Origin of the sequence: Streptomyces sp. NPDC088910, assembly GCF_044749865.1 — a bacterium.
Taxonomy (GTDB): Bacteria; Actinomycetota; Actinomycetes; order Streptomycetales; family Streptomycetaceae; genus Actinacidiphila.
The window spans coordinates 180,350-199,711 of the sequence record NZ_JBIVIV010000012.1 but is presented as its reverse complement, the minus strand read 5'-3'; the positions used below and the strand labels follow the sequence as shown (position 1 = coordinate 199,711).

Annotated in this window: 14 protein-coding genes; 7 read left to right on the top strand and 7 right to left on the bottom strand. The window is 73.1% G+C overall.

Annotated elements, in window-relative coordinates; translation table 11 throughout:
* Positions 1 to 12 precede the first annotated feature (12 nt).
* Both ACIP4Z_RS26250 and ACIP4Z_RS26245 read left to right on the top strand, forming a co-directional pair.
* On the top strand, positions 13 to 1,254 hold the full coding sequence (locus ACIP4Z_RS26250) for a hypothetical protein (protein WP_355338500.1): 1,242 nt from the start codon (positions 13 to 15) through the stop codon (positions 1,252 to 1,254).
* The gene (locus ACIP4Z_RS26245; RefSeq protein ID WP_401312057.1) at positions 1,251 to 1,859 is read left to right on the top strand and encodes a hypothetical protein; all 609 of its coding nucleotides are present in this window, start codon (positions 1,251 to 1,253) and stop codon (positions 1,857 to 1,859) included. The genes ACIP4Z_RS26250 and ACIP4Z_RS26245 overlap by 4 nt, the downstream gene beginning before the upstream one ends.
* Here ACIP4Z_RS26245 and ACIP4Z_RS26240 read toward each other — a convergent pair.
* The 3 genes from ACIP4Z_RS26240 to ACIP4Z_RS26230 form a co-directional block, all read right to left on the bottom strand.
* The gene (locus tag ACIP4Z_RS26240) at positions 1,742 to 4,213 is read right to left on the bottom strand and encodes an ATP-binding protein (protein ID WP_401312054.1); all 2,472 of its coding nucleotides are present in this window, start codon (positions 4,211 to 4,213) and stop codon (positions 1,742 to 1,744) included. The two genes, ACIP4Z_RS26245 and ACIP4Z_RS26240, sit on opposite strands and share 118 nt — an antisense overlap.
* Positions 4,214 to 4,303: 90 nt before the next feature.
* Positions 4,304 to 7,549, bottom strand: coding sequence for an AfsR/SARP family transcriptional regulator (locus ACIP4Z_RS26235; RefSeq protein WP_401312051.1), 3,246 nt, complete (start codon positions 7,547 to 7,549; stop codon positions 4,304 to 4,306).
* 529 nt (positions 7,550 to 8,078) lie between these two features.
* A complete protein-coding gene (locus ACIP4Z_RS26230) occupies positions 8,079 to 8,846 on the bottom strand; it encodes a VOC family protein (RefSeq protein WP_401312048.1) in 768 nt (255 codons plus the stop codon).
* Positions 8,847 to 9,073: 227 nt separating this feature from the next.
* Here ACIP4Z_RS26230 and ACIP4Z_RS26225 point away from each other — a divergent pair, with 227 nt between their 5' ends.
* Entirely contained in the window at positions 9,074 to 9,907 is an 834-nt protein-coding gene (locus ACIP4Z_RS26225; RefSeq protein ID WP_401312045.1) for a sulfurtransferase, read from the top strand.
* Positions 9,908 to 10,068: 161 nt separating this feature from the next.
* Here ACIP4Z_RS26225 and sepH read toward each other — a convergent pair whose 3' ends face one another.
* The 3 genes from sepH to ACIP4Z_RS26210 all read right to left on the bottom strand — a co-directional run bounded on the left by sepH (position 10,069) and on the right by ACIP4Z_RS26210 (position 14,091).
* On the bottom strand, positions 10,069 to 11,175 hold the full coding sequence (gene sepH, locus ACIP4Z_RS26220) for a septation protein SepH (RefSeq protein WP_355338482.1): 1,107 nt from the start codon (positions 11,173 to 11,175) through the stop codon (positions 10,069 to 10,071).
* Between the two features lie 374 nt (positions 11,176 to 11,549).
* On the bottom strand, positions 11,550 to 12,890 hold the full coding sequence (locus ACIP4Z_RS26215; RefSeq protein ID WP_355338479.1) for a D-arabinono-1,4-lactone oxidase: 1,341 nt from the start codon (positions 12,888 to 12,890) through the stop codon (positions 11,550 to 11,552).
* Positions 12,829 to 14,091 carry an MFS transporter gene (locus ACIP4Z_RS26210; RefSeq protein WP_391048896.1) on the bottom strand — a complete coding sequence of 421 codons (1,263 nt, stop codon included), beginning with the start codon at positions 14,089 to 14,091 and terminating at the stop codon, positions 12,829 to 12,831. The genes ACIP4Z_RS26215 and ACIP4Z_RS26210 overlap by 62 nt, the downstream gene beginning before the upstream one ends.
* A gap of 230 nt (positions 14,092 to 14,321) precedes the next feature.
* On the opposite strand from ACIP4Z_RS26210, the gene ACIP4Z_RS26205 reads away from it, so the two are divergent.
* Positions 14,322 to 15,455, top strand: coding sequence for a ferrochelatase (locus ACIP4Z_RS26205; RefSeq protein WP_401312040.1), 1,134 nt, complete (start codon positions 14,322 to 14,324; stop codon positions 15,453 to 15,455).
* Between the two features lie 96 nt (positions 15,456 to 15,551).
* Positions 15,552 to 16,370, top strand: coding sequence for an inositol monophosphatase family protein (locus ACIP4Z_RS26200; protein ID WP_355338470.1), 819 nt, complete (start codon positions 15,552 to 15,554; stop codon positions 16,368 to 16,370).
* 251 nt (positions 16,371 to 16,621) lie between these two features.
* Here ACIP4Z_RS26200 and ACIP4Z_RS26195 read toward each other — a convergent pair whose 3' ends face one another.
* Positions 16,622 to 16,795: a hypothetical protein gene (locus ACIP4Z_RS26195; RefSeq protein ID WP_188282026.1), complete on the bottom strand. Its 174-nt coding sequence runs from the start codon at positions 16,793 to 16,795 to the stop codon at positions 16,622 to 16,624.
* Between the two features lie 289 nt (positions 16,796 to 17,084).
* Here ACIP4Z_RS26195 and ACIP4Z_RS26190 point away from each other — a divergent pair, with 289 nt between their 5' ends.
* Entirely contained in the window at positions 17,085 to 17,738 is a 654-nt protein-coding gene (locus ACIP4Z_RS26190; RefSeq protein WP_391163844.1) for a response regulator, read from the top strand.
* Between the two features lie 5 nt (positions 17,739 to 17,743).
* On the top strand, positions 17,744 to 19,012 hold the full coding sequence (locus ACIP4Z_RS26185) for a HAMP domain-containing sensor histidine kinase (RefSeq protein ID WP_355338466.1): 1,269 nt from the start codon (positions 17,744 to 17,746) through the stop codon (positions 19,010 to 19,012).
* Positions 19,013 to 19,362: the final 350 nt, after the last annotated feature.

The window sequence follows — 19,362 nt, the reverse complement described above, 5'->3', positions numbered from 1 at the left end:
GGGGTTTCACCCATGTCAGCGGTAGACGGGCTTACCGGCCCGGCCATACGCGATCCCGGACGGTGGTCCACACTGTCCGACTGCAAGCGAGTCCTGGTCGTGGTGCACACCGTGGTGTACGGGCAGCGGCTCAAGGACGTGTTCGAACTGCTCCGCTCCGATCTGCGGATCCACGTACGCTTCACCATCGCCCCGCACGCCTTCAACCCGGGTGTCGGCGCCTTCCTGACGGCGCTGGACGCCCAGGTGCTGCCCTGGTCCGAGGCGGTGACCGAGGAGTACGACCTGGTGCTGGCCGCGGGCTCCCAGGGCCTTGAACAGTTGCGCGGCCCCCTGCTGCGGATCCCGCACGGCGCGGGTCACATGAAGCTGTCCGGGCCGTCCGGCGCGGCTCGGCGCGGCGTCAGCGGTCTGGCCAGGGACTTCCTGATGATCGGCGACCGCGTGGTCCCGGCCGCGTACGCGCTCGCCCACCGCGACGACCTGGCGCTGCTGTCGCGGTCCTGCCCCGAGGCGCTGCCCATCGCCGAGGTGGTCGGGGACGCCTCGTACGACCGGATCGCGCGCAGCCTGGGGCGCCGGGACGAGTACCGCAGGGCGCTGGGCCTGCGGGACGGGGAGAAGCTGGTGCTGGTCTGTTCCACCTGGGGCCTCGGGTCGAGCTTCAACCGGCTGGAGGCACTGCTGCCGCGGGTGCTCGCCGACCTGGACCCGGCGGACGGCTTCCGTACGTATCTGCTGCTGCACCCCAACGCCTGGGCGGGCCACGGCGGATGGCAGGTGCGCGCGTGGCTGGCGGGCGACGGCCGGCAGGCCGTTCAGCCGATCGCGCCCGATGTCGACTGGCGTCCGCTGCTGGTCGCGGCGGACGCGGTGATCGGCGACCACGGCTCGCTGACGCTGTACGCGGCGATGTGCGACGTCCCGATCGTGATGGCCCGCTTTCCCGGTCAGGACGTCAATCCGCACTCGCCGGGAGCGGCGCTGGCGGCCCTCGCGCCGGCGATCTCCCTGACGCATTCGCTGTCGCGGCAGCTCCGTTACGCGCGCGACCACTACGACCGGCGCGCGTACCGCAGGATCGCCGCGCGGATCTCCTCGGAGCCGGGCCGCTTCAACGGCCGGATGCGGCGGTTGATGTACCGGCTGCTGGAGCTGGGCGAGCCCGCCCACGAGCCGGAGACGCGGGAACTGGATCTCCCCGACCCGCTGCCGCCGCCCGTGGCATCGGCCGAGGGCGGCGGGTCACCGTGAGCCGGGATTCCGGGCACGCCGTGCCGGGGTGCCGCGAGGTCCGGGTGGAACTGCTGGTGGGCGGTGACGGGGCGCCGTTCGGGGGCGCCTTCGCCGACGAGCACCTGAGCGTCCGCTGGGACGACGCCCGTTGCGTGCCCTGGCGGGACAGCGCCGACGTGCTGTGGCACGGTCTGCCGCTGCCTTCCCGGGCCGTCGCGCTCGCCTGGACGCGGCGGGTGTTCCGCCGTCATCCCGGCGTCCTGGCGGTCTGCGCGGGATACGGCGGCGGGGGCTCCGCGTGGCTCGCCGCCGTCACCGGCGCTCCCCCGCTGACGGTGTACGCGTCCGGGCCCCCGGGCGGGTGCGGGACGGTCCGCGGGGGCGCCGCCACGGCCGCCGTCGGGTCGCTCCTGCACGCGTGCGCCGCTGCCCGGCTGCCGCTGAACCGTCCACTGCTGGTCGCGGCGGCCTCACGAGGTCCCGGCGGGGCCGGCCGGTGGGCCGTTCACCTCGTGCCGGAGCCGACGGGCGGATCCGGCTCGGGTGCCGTACCCGGTCCGGCGTCCAGCTCCGCGATCCGGGCCGTGACCCGGTCCGTGTCGGAGGCCCCGACGCTCTCGTAGAGCGCGACCGACCGCTCGTACGCACGCCTCGCGTCGTCCGGGCGGTCGGCCCGCTGGAGGACCACACCGAGCATGTCCAGGCTGTACGCCTCCCAGTGCACCGAACCGCGCGCCTCGAATTCCGCGGCTGCCTGCCGCAGACAGGTCTCGGCCTCACCGGTCCTGCCCGCCTCCCCGAGCGCGCGGCCGAGCAGCGCCAGCGCCCGGTTCGCCTCGTACGCGTCGGGCAGTGCCAGCAGGTCGGCCCGCGCCTGGCGCAGCGCCGCGACGGCGGCTTCCGGACGGCCGGCCAGCCGGGCGGTGTCGCCGAGGGACATCCGGGAGAGCGCGGCGCCGCGGACGTAGCCGATCTCCTCGCGCAGCCGCAGGGCCCGGCCGAACCAGTCCGCCGCTTCGTCGAGCCGCCGGGCGTAGTGGTGGGACTGGCCGAGGCCGTGGAGTGCCTGGGCCTCGCCGAGCCGGTCCCCCGCCGACCGCGCCAGGTCGAGCGCCTGGCCGAACCACACGATCGCCTCGTCCGTGGCGCCGCAGTCGCACAGACCGGTGGCACCGGAGGTCAGCATCCGCAGTTCGCCCGGCGTGTGCCCGGCGCGGCGGGCCGCCTCCAGGCCGAGTCGGTGCGCCTCGACCCACAGCGCGTAGGGCCTGAGCCGCAGCCACAGCGGCCACAGGGCGTCCACCAGTTGCCAGCACAGGCCGTCCCAGCCGCGCGCGGCGGACAGCCGCACCGCCGTCATGAGGTGGTGCTGCTCGGCCGCCAGCCAGGCGAGCGCCCGCTTCTCCTCGGTGAAGGCGTGGGCCCGGTCGGGGGACAGTGCCGGGTAGTCGCGGTCCAAGGTGCGGTGGGACGGGCTGATCAGCTCCTCCGCGGCCGTCGCCGTCGCCAGGTACCACTCCAGCGCCCGGCGTACGGCGGCCGTACGGACCGGCTCCGGGTCGCGCGCCTCCGCGAGGCCGCGGGCGTGCAGGCGCACCAGGTCGTGGAAGCGGTGCCGTCCGCCCGCCGCCTCCTCCAACAGGCTGGCCTCGGCCAGCGTTTCCAGCAGCCGGTCGGCGACGGCCTCGCCGCGGCCGGTCGCGGCGGCGGCCAGCGGCAGGCCCACGTCGGCGAAGGGCAGTACGCCCAGCAGCCGGTACAACGCGGCGGCGTCCTCCGGCAGCAGGCGGTAGGACGCGTCGAGGGCGCTCTGCACAGCGGCTTCTTCTCCGATCCGCAGTTCCGCGAGGCTCTGCTCCCCGCGGTCGAGGGCTTCGGCCGTCGCCGCCAGCGGCTGGCCGGGGCGGGCCGCCATCCGCGCGGCGGCGACGCAGACGGCCAGGGCCAGGCCGCCGCAGGAGTCGATCACCCGGCGCACGGCCGCGGGCTCCGCCTCGGTCCGCAGGACGCCCACCCGCTGGGCGAGGATGTCCGCGGACGCCTCGGCGTCCAGCACCCCGACCGGGTGGAAGACCGCGCCCTCCAAACCGAGACCGGTCAGCCTCCGCCTGCTGGTCACGACCACGACGCTCTGCTCGGAGCCCGGCAGCAGCGGCCTGACCTGGGCGGCGGAGATGGCGTTGTCGAGCATGAGGAGCAGGCGGCGGCTCGCGGTGACGGACCGCCACAGGGAGGCGAGTTCGGCCGGGTCGCCGGGGATCGCCGTCATCCCGAAGGCGCGCAGGAACATGCCCAGTGCCTCGGGAGGCGCCGCCGGGCCCTCGGGGGCGTGCCCCCGCAGGTCGACGTAGATCTGCCCGTCGGGGAAGTCCGCGGCGACGCTGCGCAGCCAGTACGCGGCCAGGGCCGTCTTGCCCACTCCCGCAGGCCCGTTGACGACGGCGACCAGGGGACCCGCGCGGAATTCGCCGCGCAGCATGGCGTCGAGATCCGCCAACTCCCTTGTCCTGCCGGACAGACGGCGAGGGGCGGGGATCAACTGCCGCGGAGTCGGCAACGCCACGGGCGCCGGAGCGGCGTGCCAGTGGACGTCGCCGATGGTGTGTCCCTGGACGACGCCTCCCCGGTGGTCGCCGCCGGTGACAGTGTTGACCAGGCGGTCGGCGGGCGGGGCGTGCGGCGCGTCGACCGCTGGGGGACCGGGGTGCCGGGGGCCGGCGGTGCCGGTGCTGTCGGCGGCCGTCGACGCGATCCACCGCGCCAGGCGTCGGCGGAGCGTGTCGCTGACGGCCGCGGCGGCGCTCAGCGTCCGCGCCGGATCGGCGGGGTCGGCCGGGGACGTCCCGTCGAGCGCGGTGGCGCTCTCCGCCGCGAGCAGGTCAACGGCCTCCCGCAGCAGTTCCTCCGCCGTCGTCCGCCCCGCCGCGTCCGCCCGCCGCAGCGCGGCCTCGACGTCCCCGCGACCGATCGCCTCCACAGCCGCTCTCCCCCGCTCTGCCGTCGGGCCGCGCGCAAACGCGGCCCTGCTGTCCCGCCGTCCGATGCCCGTGCTCGGTACTCCGTGCGCCTACGCCTCCTTCGGCCACCAGCCGGAGCCGTCCTGGTCGTCGCGGGCCAGGGAGCGCCTGATCCGGTCCGCCTCCAGCGGATTCAGCGGTTCGAAAAGGGCCAGGGCGTGCCGCCACAACGCGCGGGCCTCCTCCGCCCGTCCCTCGTCCCACAGCAGCCGGGCCAGTACGTCGGTGGCCAGCGCCTCCTCCTCGGGTGCCTGAATGCGCCGGGCGAGGGCCGCCGCGGCCTCCAAATGCATCCGGGCCTCGGGGAATTCACCGAGGACGCGCTCCACGGTTCCGGTGCCGCGCAGGGCCGCGGCCTCTTCGTGACTGGCGCCGATCCCCCGGGCCAGACGCAGCGCGTCCTCGTGGTGGGCCTTCGCCTCCTGCCACAGGCCCGCGCCCAGCAGCACCTTGCCGAGCACATTGAGGGCGTGCGCCTCGTGCCGTACGCCCCCGGTGCGGCGGAAGGTGGTGAGGGCCGTCCTGCCCAGTTCCAGGGCCGCTTCCGGGTCGCCCAACTCCCCCAGCGCGACGGCCAGATTGGTCCTGATCACCGCCCGGTCGGTCTCGCTGAGCACGACCGCCCCGATCACCAGGGCCTCCTTGAAGCAGGCACGGGCCGAGTCCGTGTCCCCGGTCCTGAGGTGGAATTCGGCCAGGTTGTTCACGAAGGTCGCCTGGAGTTCGACGTCACCGGCCTCGCGCACCGCCGCCAGCGCGGCGGTGAAGTTCTCCAGAGCGCCGCGATAGTCGCCCATGGAGAGGTGCACGATGCCGACGTTGTTCAGACTCCTGCCGCAGCCGCGGATGTCACCGGAGCGGCGCCGCAGCTCCAGGCACTCCTGGTGCAGCACCAGGCCCGCGTCGTATTCACCGACATGCCATTGCAGGACGCCGAGTTGCCCGAGCGCCTCCGCCGTCACGACGTCGTCCTCGCAGCCGCGGGCCAGGGCGAGGGCGCGCTCGACGGCCTCGGCCGACTGCGGGTAGCGGCTCACGCGGGCGTGGGCGGTGGCCAGGTCGAGCAGCGCGCGGGCCTCCGCCCGCGGCTGGTCGGCGGCCCGCCAGTGCGCGGCGGCGGCCTCGTGCATGGTCACGCCTTCCCGCCAGTAGCCCTCGGAGTCCGCCAGTTCGCCCAACGCGTGGGCCAGTTGAGCCGCCTGCCGGACGTGTCCCTGCTGGCGGAGGCCGCGTTCGACCGTCAGCGCGCCTTCGAGTTCGGCGCCGAGCCAGGTGCGGGCCGCGGCGGCGTCCGCCATACGGGGGACGCTCACCCGTCCCTGCGGTGCGAGTTGTCCCAGCCGGTTGCGGTGCGGGTGCAGCAGCCGGTCGGCGCGGTCGGCGGCCCGTAGCGCGTAGCCGCCCAACCGCCGCAGGGCCGCGTCACGTTCCTCCGCCGGCTCCTCCAGCCCCGCCAGCGTGGCGGCGAATTCGCCGAGCAGGTCGTGGAAGCGGTACCGCTCCGTCCGGGGCTCCTGGAGCAGGCAGTACTCGAGCAGGTCCTCGATGAGGCGTTCGGTGCGGTCCAGCGGTTCGCCGATGACCGCGGCGGCGGCGTACAGGCCGAAGTCGGGCCCGGGGTGCAGGCTGAGCCTGCGGAAGGCGGAGCGCTGCTCGGGGGTGAGCGCGTGGTACGACATCTCGAAGGCGACGGCCACTTCGCGGTATCCGTCGCGCAGTTCCTGAAGTCTGCCGGGGCTGCGGGACAGCCGCTCCATCAGATGGTCCAGGTCCCAGGAGGGTCTGGCCTTGAATCTGCTGGCCGTGATCTCGACGGCCAGCGGGAGCAGACCGCAGCGGGTCACGATGTCGGCGATCCGGTCGGTGTCCGTGGCGCGCTCCGGCCCGACCAGCCGCTGGAAGAGGCCGACGGCGTCGTCGAGCGGCAGCACGTCCACGAACAGCGGGTGGGCGGCGGGCAGTTCGACCAGCCGGTGCCTGCTGGTGATCAGCACGAGCGAGGGTGAGCCGTCGGGCAGCAGCGGGAGCACCTGCCGTGTGCCGGCGGCGTCGTCCAGCACGATGACCGCGCGCTTTCCCGCCACGAGCGTCTGCCACTGCGCGGTGCGCGCCTGGAGGTCGGGGCGGATCTCCTGCGGCGGTACCTCGAAGCCCCGCAGCAGCGCGGCCAGCGCCTCCTCGGTGGTCAACGGCGACTGGGCGACGGAGTGTCCGCGAAGGTCCACGAAGACCGAGCCGTCGGGGAAGCTGTCGCCGAGCCGGTGGGCCGCGTGCAGGGCGAGGGTGCTCTTGCCGACGCCCGCCATGCCGGATATGGCCTCGATGGCGATGACCCAGCCCGAGCCGCCCGACCGGTGCCCGGCCCGTAAGAGACGGCTGATCTCCTGTTCCCGGCCGACCAACTCCTGCCTGCGGCTGGGCAGATGGCGCGGCGCGGCCCGTACCGGCGGTGCGGTCACCTCGACGGGCTCGGCCGTCGGCGGCGCCGAGGGCCGCGGCGCGGGCGGGCGCAGGCCGGGGATGAGGTCGGGGAGCGCGGTCCGGCGGAGGATCTGTCCGTGCACCCGTGCCAGGGGCTCGCCCGGCTCGCTGCCGAGCTGGGCGCGGAAGAGGGTGCGGGCCCGCTGGTAGACGGCCAGCGACTCGGCATGCCGCCCGACCGCGTAGAGGGCGACCATCAACTGCCGTGCCAGGGTCTCGTCCAGTGGATGACGGCCCGTCAGCTCCGATGCCTCGGAGACGACATCGGCGAAGTGCCCGAGCCGTAAGCGCAGCGCCAGCCGGGTGTGCACCGTGGCGAGCCGCCGCTCGGCCATCATGTCCCGCGCCGACTGCGGCCAGATTCCCGGCAGTCCCGCCAGCGCCTCACCGATCCACAGCCCCTCGGCCGCGTCCAGGCCGTCCAGCGCCCGTGTGTCCTCCCCCGCTCGCGCGGCGACCGCCGCCTCCCGCGACAGCCGCACGAACCGGTGCCAGTCGACGCTCTCCGACTCCGCTTCCAGCGTGTACGTGTGCGCCCGCAGGGTGATCACCGCGGGCGGCTTGGAGCGCTGGGCCGTCGCCGCGCCGACCGTGCGCAGGGCGTGCCGCAGCCGCGAGATGTACGTGTGGAGGTTGGCGCGGGCCGTCTTGGGCGGTTCGTCGTCCCACAGCCGCCCGACGAGGACGTCCTGACTGACCGGGCGGCCGACGTCGAGAGCGAGCGACGCGAGCAGACAGCGTTCTCTGTCCGAACCGAGCCGTACGACCGAGCCTCGCGCCGATAACTCGACCGCGCCAAGAAGATGAACCTCCATCGTTGCCCCTCCGGCCGATGGGCACGCTCTGAAGAGTGAGCATGACACGACGGTGCGTCACGGGGCCATACCACCTCCGCGCTCACGCACGCGGGAAATCCCCGAAGGTTCGCTCGCGCGACGGTGCCTTCTGCTAAGCGCGGCCGGGCCGCGACGGGTTCACGCATCGCGTGCAGTTTTGCATATGCCTGAAGCAGGTGCCAGTGACATATGTCCAAGATCAGCGCATTGGCCCTAGCTTGCGCGGTTGATGATCGTTCGGGCAGTCTCTCCCGCTGTACCTCAGCACCCTCATTTCTTCAACAGAACGAGGAACAAAGAGACATGAAGCAGTCACTTGCCGCCAAGGTCGTCGGCGTTGTGTGCGGTGTGGTCGCCTTCGCGGCCTTCGCCTCCATTTGCATCCCGTCCGTCATAGGCGGTTCGTCGGCCATGTTCTGACGGTCGACGCGCCCTCACGGCGCACACAGCGCGGCCCGCCCCGGCAGGTGCAGGGGCGGGCCGCGGCGCGTTGCGAGGGGGACGGGGGCTACGGCGGGCTCTGGAGGGTGAAGGGGGCGCCTTCGGGGTCGGTGAGGGTGGCGGTGCGGCCGTGGGGGGACGGGTGGGCGGGGTGGATGACGTGGCCGCCGAGGGCCGTGACGCGGGCGGCGGCGTCATCGACGTCCGCCACGGCGAAGTGGGTCGTCCAGTGGGCCCCTCGGTCGCGCGGGACGCGGGAGCCGACGCCGTGGATCGCGGCGACGGGGTGGCCGCCGACGCGGAGCAGGATGTCGTCGGAGTCGGAAGCGGCGTCTTCGGCCTCGAGACCGAAGACGGCCTCGTAGAACTTGCCGACGAGCGAGGCGTCCCGCGTCACCAACTCGCTCCAGGCGAGGGTGCCGGGCTCGCCGGTGGCCTCGGCGCCGCCGAGGAGTCCGCCCTGCCAGACGCCGAAGACGGCGCCCGAGGGGTCGACGGCGAGGGCGAGCCGTCCTTCGTCGTTGACCTGGAGGGGGCCGATGCCGACGGTGCCCCCGCATTCGCGGACCAGTTCCGCGGTCTCGTCCACGTCGTCGGAGGCGAGCATCGTGGTCCAGGCGACCGGCCGGTGCGGCTCCAGCGCCCCCTCGCCGATACCCGCGATGCGGCGGCCGTCCAGCTCGGCGAGGGCGTACGTGCCCAGTTGGGGCGGTCCCGGTACGAACTCCCAGCCGAACAGCGCGCCGTAGAAACTGCGCGCAAGGTCGGCCCGGTGCGCCATGAGGCTGACCCAGCAAGGGGTGCCAGGTGGGCGACGGTTCGGTACCTCGGTCATGGCTACGGTCTCCTGGCGGGCAGCCGGCACGGCGTGCCCCGCCGGTCGGGAATGGTGTGGCACAGCCGATCGTCGCACCACCCGGAGCGGCGCGCGCCGTGACCGCGCCGCATTCATCCCCCTGGTGCCGCGCGGCAACCGAAATGTCATGTCGCTTCCGTTTCGCGGCCGTTGCCGTACGGTGTCCCGCCGTACGGCGGCTACGACCGGTCGACCACAATGTGCGTATGGAACCCCTCATCTCCGTGACCGAACTCGCTTCCGCCGCAGAGCGGGACGGCGTCACCGTCCTCGATGTGCGCTGGCAGCTCGGCGGCCCTCCCGGCCACCCCGCCTACCTCGAAGGCCACGTACCCGGCGCAAGGTACGTCGACCTGGACGCCGAACTGGCCGGGCCCGCCGGGGCCCGCGGACGGCACCCGCTGCCCGACCCCGAGGAATTCGGCGCCGCCATGCGCCGGGCCGGGGTGAGCGGCGACCGGGACGTCGTCGTGTACGACAACTGGCAGGGCTGGGGCGCGGCCCGCGCCTGGTGGCTGCTGCGCTGGGCCGGGCACACCCGCGTACGCGTCCTCGACGGCGGCCTCGCGGCCTGGACCGCGGCCGGACACCCGCTGAGCCGGGACGAACCCGCGGGGGGCGCGGGGGACTTCGTGCCCGCGACCGGCGCCCTGCCGCTGCTCGACGCGGCCGGGGCGGCCGACCTCGCCCGCCGCGGGGTGCTCCTCGACGCCCGCGCGCCCGAGCGCTACCGCGGCGACTCGGAGCCGATCGACCGCGTCGGCGGCCACATCCCCGGCGCCGTCAACGCACCCACCACGCAGAACACCGGCGCCGACGGCCGGTTCCTGCCCGCCGCCGAACTCACCGACCGCTTCACCGGGTTGGGCGCAGGGCCGGACACCGAAGTGGGCGTCTACTGCGGCTCGGGGGTCTCCGGCGCCCACGAAGTCCTCGCCCTCGCCGCGGCCGGGATCCCGGCCGCGCTCTACGTCGGCTCCTGGAGCGAATGGTCCGCCGACCCGGCCAACCCGGTCGCCACCGGCCCCCAGCCGGGCTGACCCCAGCGACACCCCCTACCAGGCCCGGGCAGGGCCCCGTACCGGCCGCACGCGACCCGGTAACGCGCGAGCCGCCGCACAACGCGTCAGGGGCAGCCACCAAGGTGGCTGCCCCTGACGGCCGTCGGCTCCCGGTCTGTCCAAGCCGCGCGCCACCCGCGCTACTCCTGCTTCTTGCGCCTGCTCCCGAACACGATCTCGTCCCAACTCGGCACCGTGGCCCGGCGTCCGGGGCGGACCCCGTCGGCCTCGGCCTGGCGGTCGGTGGTACCGACCAGACGGTCGCGGTGACCGGCGACGGCGCGCGGCATCAGGACGTCGGCGTAGGCGGACCCGGCGCTGGCGGCCGGAGCCGCCTCTTCCTCGGTCTCCTCCTCCGGCTCCACGGCGGGCACGACGTCCGGAGGACCCGGCGGGCCCGGCGGAGGCGCGGGCACGACCATGTCGCCGCGGAAGTTGGGCACCGCTTCGAGCAGGCTGGTCAGCGAGTCGCGCTCCTCCGGCTCCGGCCGGTCCTCGGCACGGGCCTCGCGGTCGGCGCGGTCCGGCCGGTCGGGCCGTTCCAACTGCCGGTCGAGGGCGCGGTCGAGAGGCCGGTCGCGCGGCAGGCGGGCGATCCTGGGCACGAAGGGGAAGCTCGGTTCCTTCGTGCTCTCCTGCTGCGCGGCGTTCTCACCGATCAGCGCCCTGGCCTCGTCGTCGACGGCCGCGACCAGGCGGCGCGGCGGGTCGTAGGTCCAGCTCGCGGAGTGCGGTTCACCGGCCACCCGGTAGACCAGGAGGACTTCCCACGTGCCGTCGTCGCGGCGCCAGGAGTCCCACAGGACGGTGTCCTTCTCCGCGCCGCGCAGCAACAGCCGCTCGGCGACGGCCTCGCCGAGCTGGGGCCCGGTGCTCTCGCCCTGGCGGCGTACGGGCGTCTTCCTGGCCCGCTCGGCCATGAAGGCGCGCTCGGCCAGGACGGGACCCTCGAAGCGCCGTACGCGCTCGACCGGGATGCCGGCCATCGACGCGACCTCTTCCGCCGACGCACCCGCACGTATACGTGCCTGGATGTCGCGGGGCCGCAGATGGCTCTCGACCTCGATCTCGATCTGTCCGAGACGGGCCCGGTCGTTGCGGACGGCGGCGCGCAGCCGTTCGTCGATGGGGAGTGTGTATTCCGTGCTGTCGGCAGCCTTGAGCACCAGTCGTGTGCCGTCATTGCTGACGGCCACAACCCGCAGTTCGGGCACGGTTACCTCCCGGGTGGTGCCTGCCGACGTCACGTGCGTCGCTGCTCCCGTTGGACGAGTGTGGCCTGCCCGGGTGCAGCGTGCCACAACCTTGCAGAGTTACCCGGCGTGTCGGGGTGACACGGTGACACGCCGTTATGGGACGGTGGTCGATTGGCCACTCAGCGTGACCGATCGCGGCACCCCGGGACGAGTGCCGTCGGGCTCCCCTCCCGCCGTTCCGGACCAGCTACCGACCACCCGGACGGGCAACCGGGAGCCAGGATTCGCCACGGTACTCCATTTGGGCCAGCGGGGTGGGCTGCCGCGCCGTCGAATCTGGGCCAGGAGCGCGGGAGTTGAGTGGCACGGCTCACACGAAAGGGTTGCGCGCCGAGTGCAAATGCGGACTTTCCCGTATGAAGCGACTACGAGCCCAGCACCCGCCGGAGGTAGTCGTTCGTGAACCGCCGGTCCGGGTCCAACCGGTCCCGCAGCGCCGTGAATTCGCCGAAGCGCGGATAGGCCGAGGCGAGGTATTCCGCGTCGCGGGTGTGCATCTTGCCCCAGTGCGGACGCCCGCCGCGCGCGGTCATGATCCTCTCGACCGCGGTGAAGTACTCCTGGTAGCGGCTGCCCCGGTACATGTGCACCGCGATGTACGCGCTGTCCCGGCCGGACGCCGTCGACAGCGCGATGTCGTCCGCGGGCGCGACCCGTACCTCCACCGGGAAACTGATCCGCAAATCGGACCGCTCGACCATCGCCTTCAGCTCGCGGATCGCGTCGACCGCCGCCTCGCGCGGCACCGCGTACTCCATCTCCACGAAGCGCACCCGGCGCGGGCTGGTGAAGACCTTGTACGGGATGTCGGTGTACGAACGGGCCGACAGGGCGCGGCTGGAGAGCTTGGCAATGCCGGGGATGACGGCGGGCGCGGCCCTGCCGACCACGCAGGCGGCCTGGAAGACGCCGTTGGACAGCAGCTCGTCGTCGATCCAGCCGCGTACGGCGGGGACGGGCGCGGCCGGGCCCTGGCTGCGGTTGTTCCGCTTGGTGTTGCAACTGTCGGTGTGCGGGAACCAGTAGAACTCGAAGTGCTCGTTCTCCGTGGCGTGCTGCTCGAACTCCGCCATCACCCGGTCGAACGCCATCGGCTCCTCGCGCGCGGTCAGCAGGAAGACCGGCTCGACGGCGAAGGTGACGGCGCTGACCACGCCGAGCGCGCCGAGCCCGATCCGGGCGGCGGCGAAGACGTCGGGGTTCTCCTCGGCCGAGCAGGTCAGCACCGAGCCGTCGGCGGTGACCAGTTCGAGCGCGGTGATCTGGGCGGCGATCGAACCGGAGTCACGGCCGGTGCCGTGCGTGCCGGTGCTGGTGGCGCCCGCCACCGTCTGCTCCATGATGTCGCCCATGTTCGTGAGCGACAGGCCCTCGGCGGCCAGCGCCGCGTTCAACTGCTTGAGCTGGACGCCCGACTCGACGGTGACGGTGCCCGCCGCGCGGTCGATGGCGCGGATCGCGGTCAGCCCCTCGGGGCGGATCAGCACCCCGTCGGTGGCCGCCGCGGCGGTGAAGGAGTGCCCGGAGCCGACCGCCTTCACCGGCAGGCCGTCCTCGGCAGCCCGCCGCAGCACGGCCGCCAGTTCGCCCACGGAGGCGGGCGCCACGGCCCGCGCCGGCCGGGCGGAGACGTTCCCCGCCCAGTTACGCCACGCCTTCTGTTCGGCCCTGCTTGTCGTGCGTGCCGTACTGCCCGTCGTGCTCATCGCGCGGCCCCTCCCGCTCCGGCGCCGGCTTGAGCCGGCGATACCCGAGAAACGCCACCGCCACGGCGAGGACCGCCGAGGCGGCGGGCACCGCGAAAGCCGCCGACGCCCCGTGCGAGTCGATCACCCGACCCGCCACCGAGGCCCCTGCGGCGACCCCGACCGCCATCCCCGTGGAGGTCCACGTGATGCCCTCGGTCAGTTTCGTCCGCGGTACCAACCCTTCGATCAGGCCCATCGCGGTCACCATCGTCGGAGCGATGGTCAGGCCCGAGAAGAACAGCGCCACGGCCAGAAACGGCAAGTTTCCGACCAGTAGTGGCGGGATCATACTCACAGTCATCAACGCGATGCCCAGCAGGAACCTCCCGGTGGGCGTCCCGCGCGGGGTCATCAGCCCGAAGACCAGCCCGGCCAGACACGATCCCAGGGCGTACGTCGCCAGCACCAGACTGGCCAGCGCCTTGTGCCCGCGCTCGTCAGCGAAGGCCACGGTGGCCACGTCGACCGCGCCGAACAGCGCCCCGGTGCCGACGAAGACGCCGGTGACCACCAGCAGCCCCGGCTCGCGCAGCACCGACCGGTCCGAGAGGCGGTCGCGCGGATGCGGCGGCGGCTCGGTGGCGTGCTGCGCGGTCAGCAGCAGTACGCCGGTGCCCAGGAAGACCGCGGCCAGCAGCGGGCCCGCCTCCGCGAACCAGGCCGTGCACAGCCCGATCGACAGGATCGGCCCGAGGATGAAGACGATCTCGTCCACCACCGACTCGAAGGAGTAGGCGGTGTGCAGGAGTTCGGGAGAGCCGCGGTGGATCCGCGACCAGCGGGCGCGCACCATGGCGCCCATGCTCGGCGTGCAGCCCGCGCCGACCGCGCACACGAAGTACACCCAGTCCGGCGAACCGGCCCGCACCGCGATCAGCAGGGCCGCCACCGACAGCACCGTCACGGCGCTCGCGGGACGCAGCACCCGCCGCTGTCCGTACCGGTCGACCAGCCGGGAGATCTGCGGTCCGATCGCCGCCCCCGACAGGGCCAGCGCGGCGGCGAGCGCGCCCGCGAGCCCGTACCTCCCGGTGACCTGGGAGATCATCGTCACGATGCCGATGCCCAGCATGGACAGTGGCATCCGCCCGATCAGCCCGGCGGCGGAGAACGCCTTGGTGCCGGGAGCGGTGAAGATCGCGCGATAGGGGCTGGACAAGGGCGCTCCCGGCGGCGTCGCCGAATTCTCGGTAAGGAACGTAGCTGGCGCGTACAGCTTACGAGTCCGCGCAACCGAATTGTGCCGCGCGGCGCCCCGGATTCCACCGCGCGGATTCCACCGCGCGGAGGGCGCCCGCGGCGGCCACCGCGAGCCACCGCGTGACCGGGCGCACCCGTCAGGGGAGGCGGAGCGCGGCGAGATCGTCGCGGGGTGGCAGGATCGATGACATGTCCGATCAGCCGCCTCAGCGCGACCCCCACGACGCCGGGCCGTACGACGCCCTGCTGCTGCTCTCCTTCGGCGGCCCCGAGGGACCCGACGACGTCGTGCCCTTCCTGGAGAACGTCACCCACGGCCGGGGCATCCCCAAAGAGCGGCTGAAGGAGGTCGGGCGGCACTACTTCCTCTTCGACGGCGTCAGCCCGATCAACGCGCAGAACCGCGAACTGCTCGACGTGCTCCGCAAGGACTTCGCCGGGCACGGCCTCGACCTGCCGGTCTACTGGGGCAACCGTAACTGGGCGCCGTATCTGACCGACGCCCTGCGGGAGATCGCGCGGGCGGGCCACCGCCGGGTCCTGGTGCTGGCCACCAGCGCCTACGCCTCGTACTCCGGCTGCCGGCAGTACCGCGAGAATCTGGCCGCCTCGCTGGCCGTGCTGGCCCGGGAGGGCCTCCCGGTGCCGCGGGTGGACAAGTTGCGGCACTACTTCAACCACCCCGGCTTCGTCGAGCCGATGACCGAGGCGACGCTGGCCGCGCTGGACGCGCTGCCCGCGGACGTACGCGACGGCGCCCGGCTCGCCTTCACCACGCACTCGATCCCCACCTCGGCCGCCGACACCTCGGGACCCGTCGAGGGCCACGGCGACGGCGGCGCGTACGTCGCGCAGCACCTGGACACCGCCCGGGTGATCGCCGACGCGGTACGCGCCGCGACCGGCGTCGACCGGCCGTGGCAGCTCGTCTACCAGTCGCGCAGCGGCTCCCCGCAGATCCCGTGGCTGGAGCCGGACATCTGCGACCACCTCGAGCAGGCGCACGCGCAGGGCGCGCCCGCGGTCGTCATGGTGCCGATCGGCTTCGTCTCCGACCACATGGAGGTGAAGTACGACCTGGACACCGAGGCCGTCGCGAAGGCCGCGGAGCTGGGGCTGCCGGTCAGCCGCGCCGCGACCGTCGGCGCCGACCCGCGCTTCGCCGTCGCGGTGCGCGACCTGGTGCTGGAGCGGGCCGCGACCGAGCGGGGAGCGGCCCCGGCGCGCTGCGCGCTGGGCGCGCTCGGCCCCAGCCACGACATCTGTCCCGCGGGCTGCTGCCCGGCCAGGACCCCGCTGCCCGCCGCCGCCGGAACCGACTGACCGGTACCGACCGGAGCCGGGCGGCGGGACACGACCGGCAGGTACCGACCCCGCCCGGAGACCGGCTGTGACCGGAACCGACTAAGGAGCCCCCCGTTGAGCCCCACCCCCGACGCGTCGTCGACCGAGCCCGCCGCGCTGCTGGAGATCGCCCTGGAAGCCGCGCGCAGGGCCGGTGAGCTGCTGCGCGACGGCCGCCCCGCCGATCTGGGCGTGGCCGCCACCAAGTCCAGCCCGATCGACGTCGTCACCGAGATGGACATCGCGGCCGAGAAGCTGATCACGTCCTACATCAGCGGTCTGCGCCCCGACGACGGCGTCCTCGGCGAGGAGGGCGCGAGCAGCGAGGGCACCAGCGGGGTGCGCTGGGTGATCGACCCGCTCGACGGCACGGTGAACTACCTCTACGGTTTGCCGTCCTGGGCGGTGAGCATCGCCGCGGAGGTGGACGGCGAGGCGGTGGCCGGTGTGGTGGCCGCCCCGATGCGCGGCGAGACGTACCAGGCGGTACGCGGCGGCGGCGCGTTCGTCAACGGCGAGCGGGCCCGCTGCCGTCCGGCCCCGGCCTTCTCGCACGCGCTGGTCGGCACCGGCTTCGGCTACCTGTCCGAGCGCCGGGCGGCGCAGGCGACGGTGGTGAGCGCCCTGCTGCCGCGGGTCCGGGACATCCGGCGCGGCGGCTCGGCCGCGATCGACCTCGCGGACGTGGGCTGCGGGCGACTGGACGCGTACTTCGAGCGCGGCCTGAACCCCTGGGACTTCGCGGCCGGGGCGCTCTTCGCCCGCGAGGCGGGCGCGCTGACCGGTGGACGGCCGGGAGAGGCCGCCTCGGGCGAGCTGACGGTCGCGGCCCCCGGCGGCCTCTTCGAACCGCTCCAGGAGCTGCTGGACGGCTTGGGCGCCTGGCACGACTAGAGCGTCGGCACGGCGGCGGGGGCGGCGGGGCCGGCGGGCCGGCGCGGGCGGCGGGGCCGGCGGGGGCGGCGGGGGCGGCGGGCCGAACCGTGGCGCTCGCCGCGTTCGTAGGACCCCGCGGGGCTCGCAGCGCTCCCAGCGCGTGTCACGCCGACCGTCCGACGAGCGGCTGATATTCGCGCGTAGACATGCGAACGCCCCGGCACCTGTGAGGTGTCCGGGGCGTGCGGCTCGGGGTCAGCCGGTGTGGATCAGGCGACCTTCGGCCGTACGTCCACGCCGTTCTCCGACGCGAGTCGGCGGAGGTCTTCCAGTTCCGCCTGCTCGACGTCGGCGAGGAAGTCGTCGCCTGTCTCCCGGGCCCGGCGCAAATCGGTCTCCGTGCTGTGTATGCGCTGGAGGATTCCGGTGGTGAACGCGTCCATTAGGCGCCCCCTCGTCGTCGTCGTTGACACGGGGTGTGTCAAGCCAGGTACCACGCGAGGGAAACGCGTGGCGAGGCGTGGTGGGTGGGTGTGCAGTCGTCTTGCCCACCCGCTTCGGAGCGGAAACCTCCGTCGGCCGGAGGAATATTCCGTCGTCGGTCCCTTACCGCCGATTTACGGTCCTCAGGTGCAGGATGGTGGAGCATTCGCACAGCTCATGCCGTTCCTGCCGCGGCTCCGCGCCGCCGCAGGACCGCTCATGTCCCCCCGCTCTGGAAGGAACAGCGCCTTGCGCGTACTGGTCGTCGAGGACGAGCAACTGCTCGCCGATGCGGTTGCCACCGGGCTGCGCCGCGAGGCGATGGCCGTCGACGTGGTCTACGACGGCGGCGCCGCCCTGGAGCGGATCGGGGTCAACGACTACGACGTGGTCGTCCTCGACCGCGACCTCCCGGTCGTCCACGGCGACCAGGTGTGCCGCGAGATCGTCGATCTCGGCCTGCCCACCCGGGTGCTGATGCTCACCGCCGCCGGTGACGTCAGCGACCGGGTGGAGGGTCTTGAACTGGGCGCGGACGACTATCTGCCCAAGCCCTTCGCCTTCACCGAGCTGACCGCGCGGGTCCGCGCGCTGGGCCGTCGTACGACCGCGGCCCTGCCGCCGGTCCTGGAGCGCTCCGGCATCAGGCTCGACCCCAACCGCCGCGAGGTCTTCAGGGACGGCGCGGAGGTGCATCTGGCGCCCAAGGAGTTCGCGGTCCTCGAAGTGCTGATGCGCAGCGAGGGCTCGGTGGTCTCCGCCGAGCAGTTGCTGGAGAAGGCGTGGGACGAGAACACCGACCCGTTCACCAATGTGGTGCGGGTGACCGTCATGACACTGCGCCGCAAGCTCGGTGAGCCTCCGGTGATCGTGACGGTCCCCGGTTCCGGTTACCGGATCTGATCCGCGTGGCGTCCCCCTCCGCCGGCTCCCCCGCGCCCGCACCGCCCTCGGCCCCGCCGACCCCGCCCAGGCCCCCCTGGGACCCGCTGCCGGGCGAGAGCCCGCTGCCCTGGCTGCGCCCGACCATCCGGATACGGCTGACCGTGCTGTACGGCGGCATGTTCCTGATCGCCGGTGTGCTGCTGCTGTGGATCATCTATCTGCTGGCGGCCCAGGCCCTGCACCAGGGCAGCGAGCCGCTGTTCACCGTCAACAGCGGCCGGGTCAACATCGTCAGCAACACCTGCCCGAGCCTGATCAACGAGACGGATTCGGGGCGCTTCAACTCCGCCCTGGCGCAGTGCATGGCCGTCCAGCGCGAGGCGGCGCTCAATGTGCTGCTCAAGCGCTCGCTGCTGGCGCTGATCGGCCTGGCCGTGGTCGCGCTGGTCTTCGGCTACGTGATGGCCGGGCGGGTGCTCGCGCCGCTCGGGCGGATCACCAGGACCGCGCGGGTCGTGGTCGGCTCCGACCTCAAGCGCCGGATCGAGCTGGACGGCCCGGACGACGAGCTGAAGGAGCTGGCCGACACCTTCGACGAGATGCTCGACCGGCTGGAGAGATCCTTCGACGCCCAGCGCCGCTTCGTGGCCAACGCCTCGCACGAGCTGCGCACACCGCTGGCGATCAACCGGACGCTGCTGGAGGTCCAGCTCTCCGATCCGGACGCCTCGGCCGACCTGTTGCAGCTCGGCAAGACCCTGCTGTCCACCAACGAGCGCAGTGAGCAGCTGGTCGAGGGCCTGCTGCTGCTCGCCCGCAGTGACAACGAGATCGTGGACCGCAAGCCGGTGGACCTGGCGGAGGCCGCCTCCCGGGCGCTCGACCAGACCCGCGCCGAGGCACAGGGCAAGGGCGTGGAGCTGCGCTCCCGGCTCGACGGCGCGGTCGTCCAGGGAAACGGCGTGCTGCTGGAAAGGATCGCCCTGAACCTGGTACAGAACGCGGTGCGGTACAACGTGGCGGAGAACGGCTGGGTCGACGTCTCCACGGCCGTGGAGGGCGGCCAGGGGCTGCTCGTGGTCGCGAACACCGGACCGGTCGTTCCGGCGTACGAGATCGACAACCTTTTCGAGCCGTTCCGGCGTCTGCGTACCGAGCGGACGGGAAGTGACAAGGGGGTGGGACTGGGACTGTCCATCGCGCGGTCGGTGGCACGGGCGCACGGAGGCGTCATCGTGGCCGAGCCGCGCGAGGGAGGCGGCCTGGTCATGCGGGTCGCGATCCCGTTGTGAACCGCGTCACGCCCAGGACGGCCACCGGCGACGACAGCACCGACGAGTGTTCGCTATGCGAGAAATTTCGCGGTCTGTTCCCCGCCGGGAACCGTTGTGATCGACAGCACATGCTATTGGAGGGACACCTACACACAGTGATCAAGACATTGGGGAAAAAGACCGGAAAATCCATGTTTCCCCAGGTCATGATCACGGGAAGTACACGTGATGGCGCCCGCGACATACGACTTTCAGACTGTCGCGAGTGACGATCGGCCACCCGTGCGATCACCCCTTCGGGGGCGACCTTGGGTGTCGATTGAGTAACAGGCCTTGATGTGAGGCAAAATCTCCGCCTCGGGTCGGGC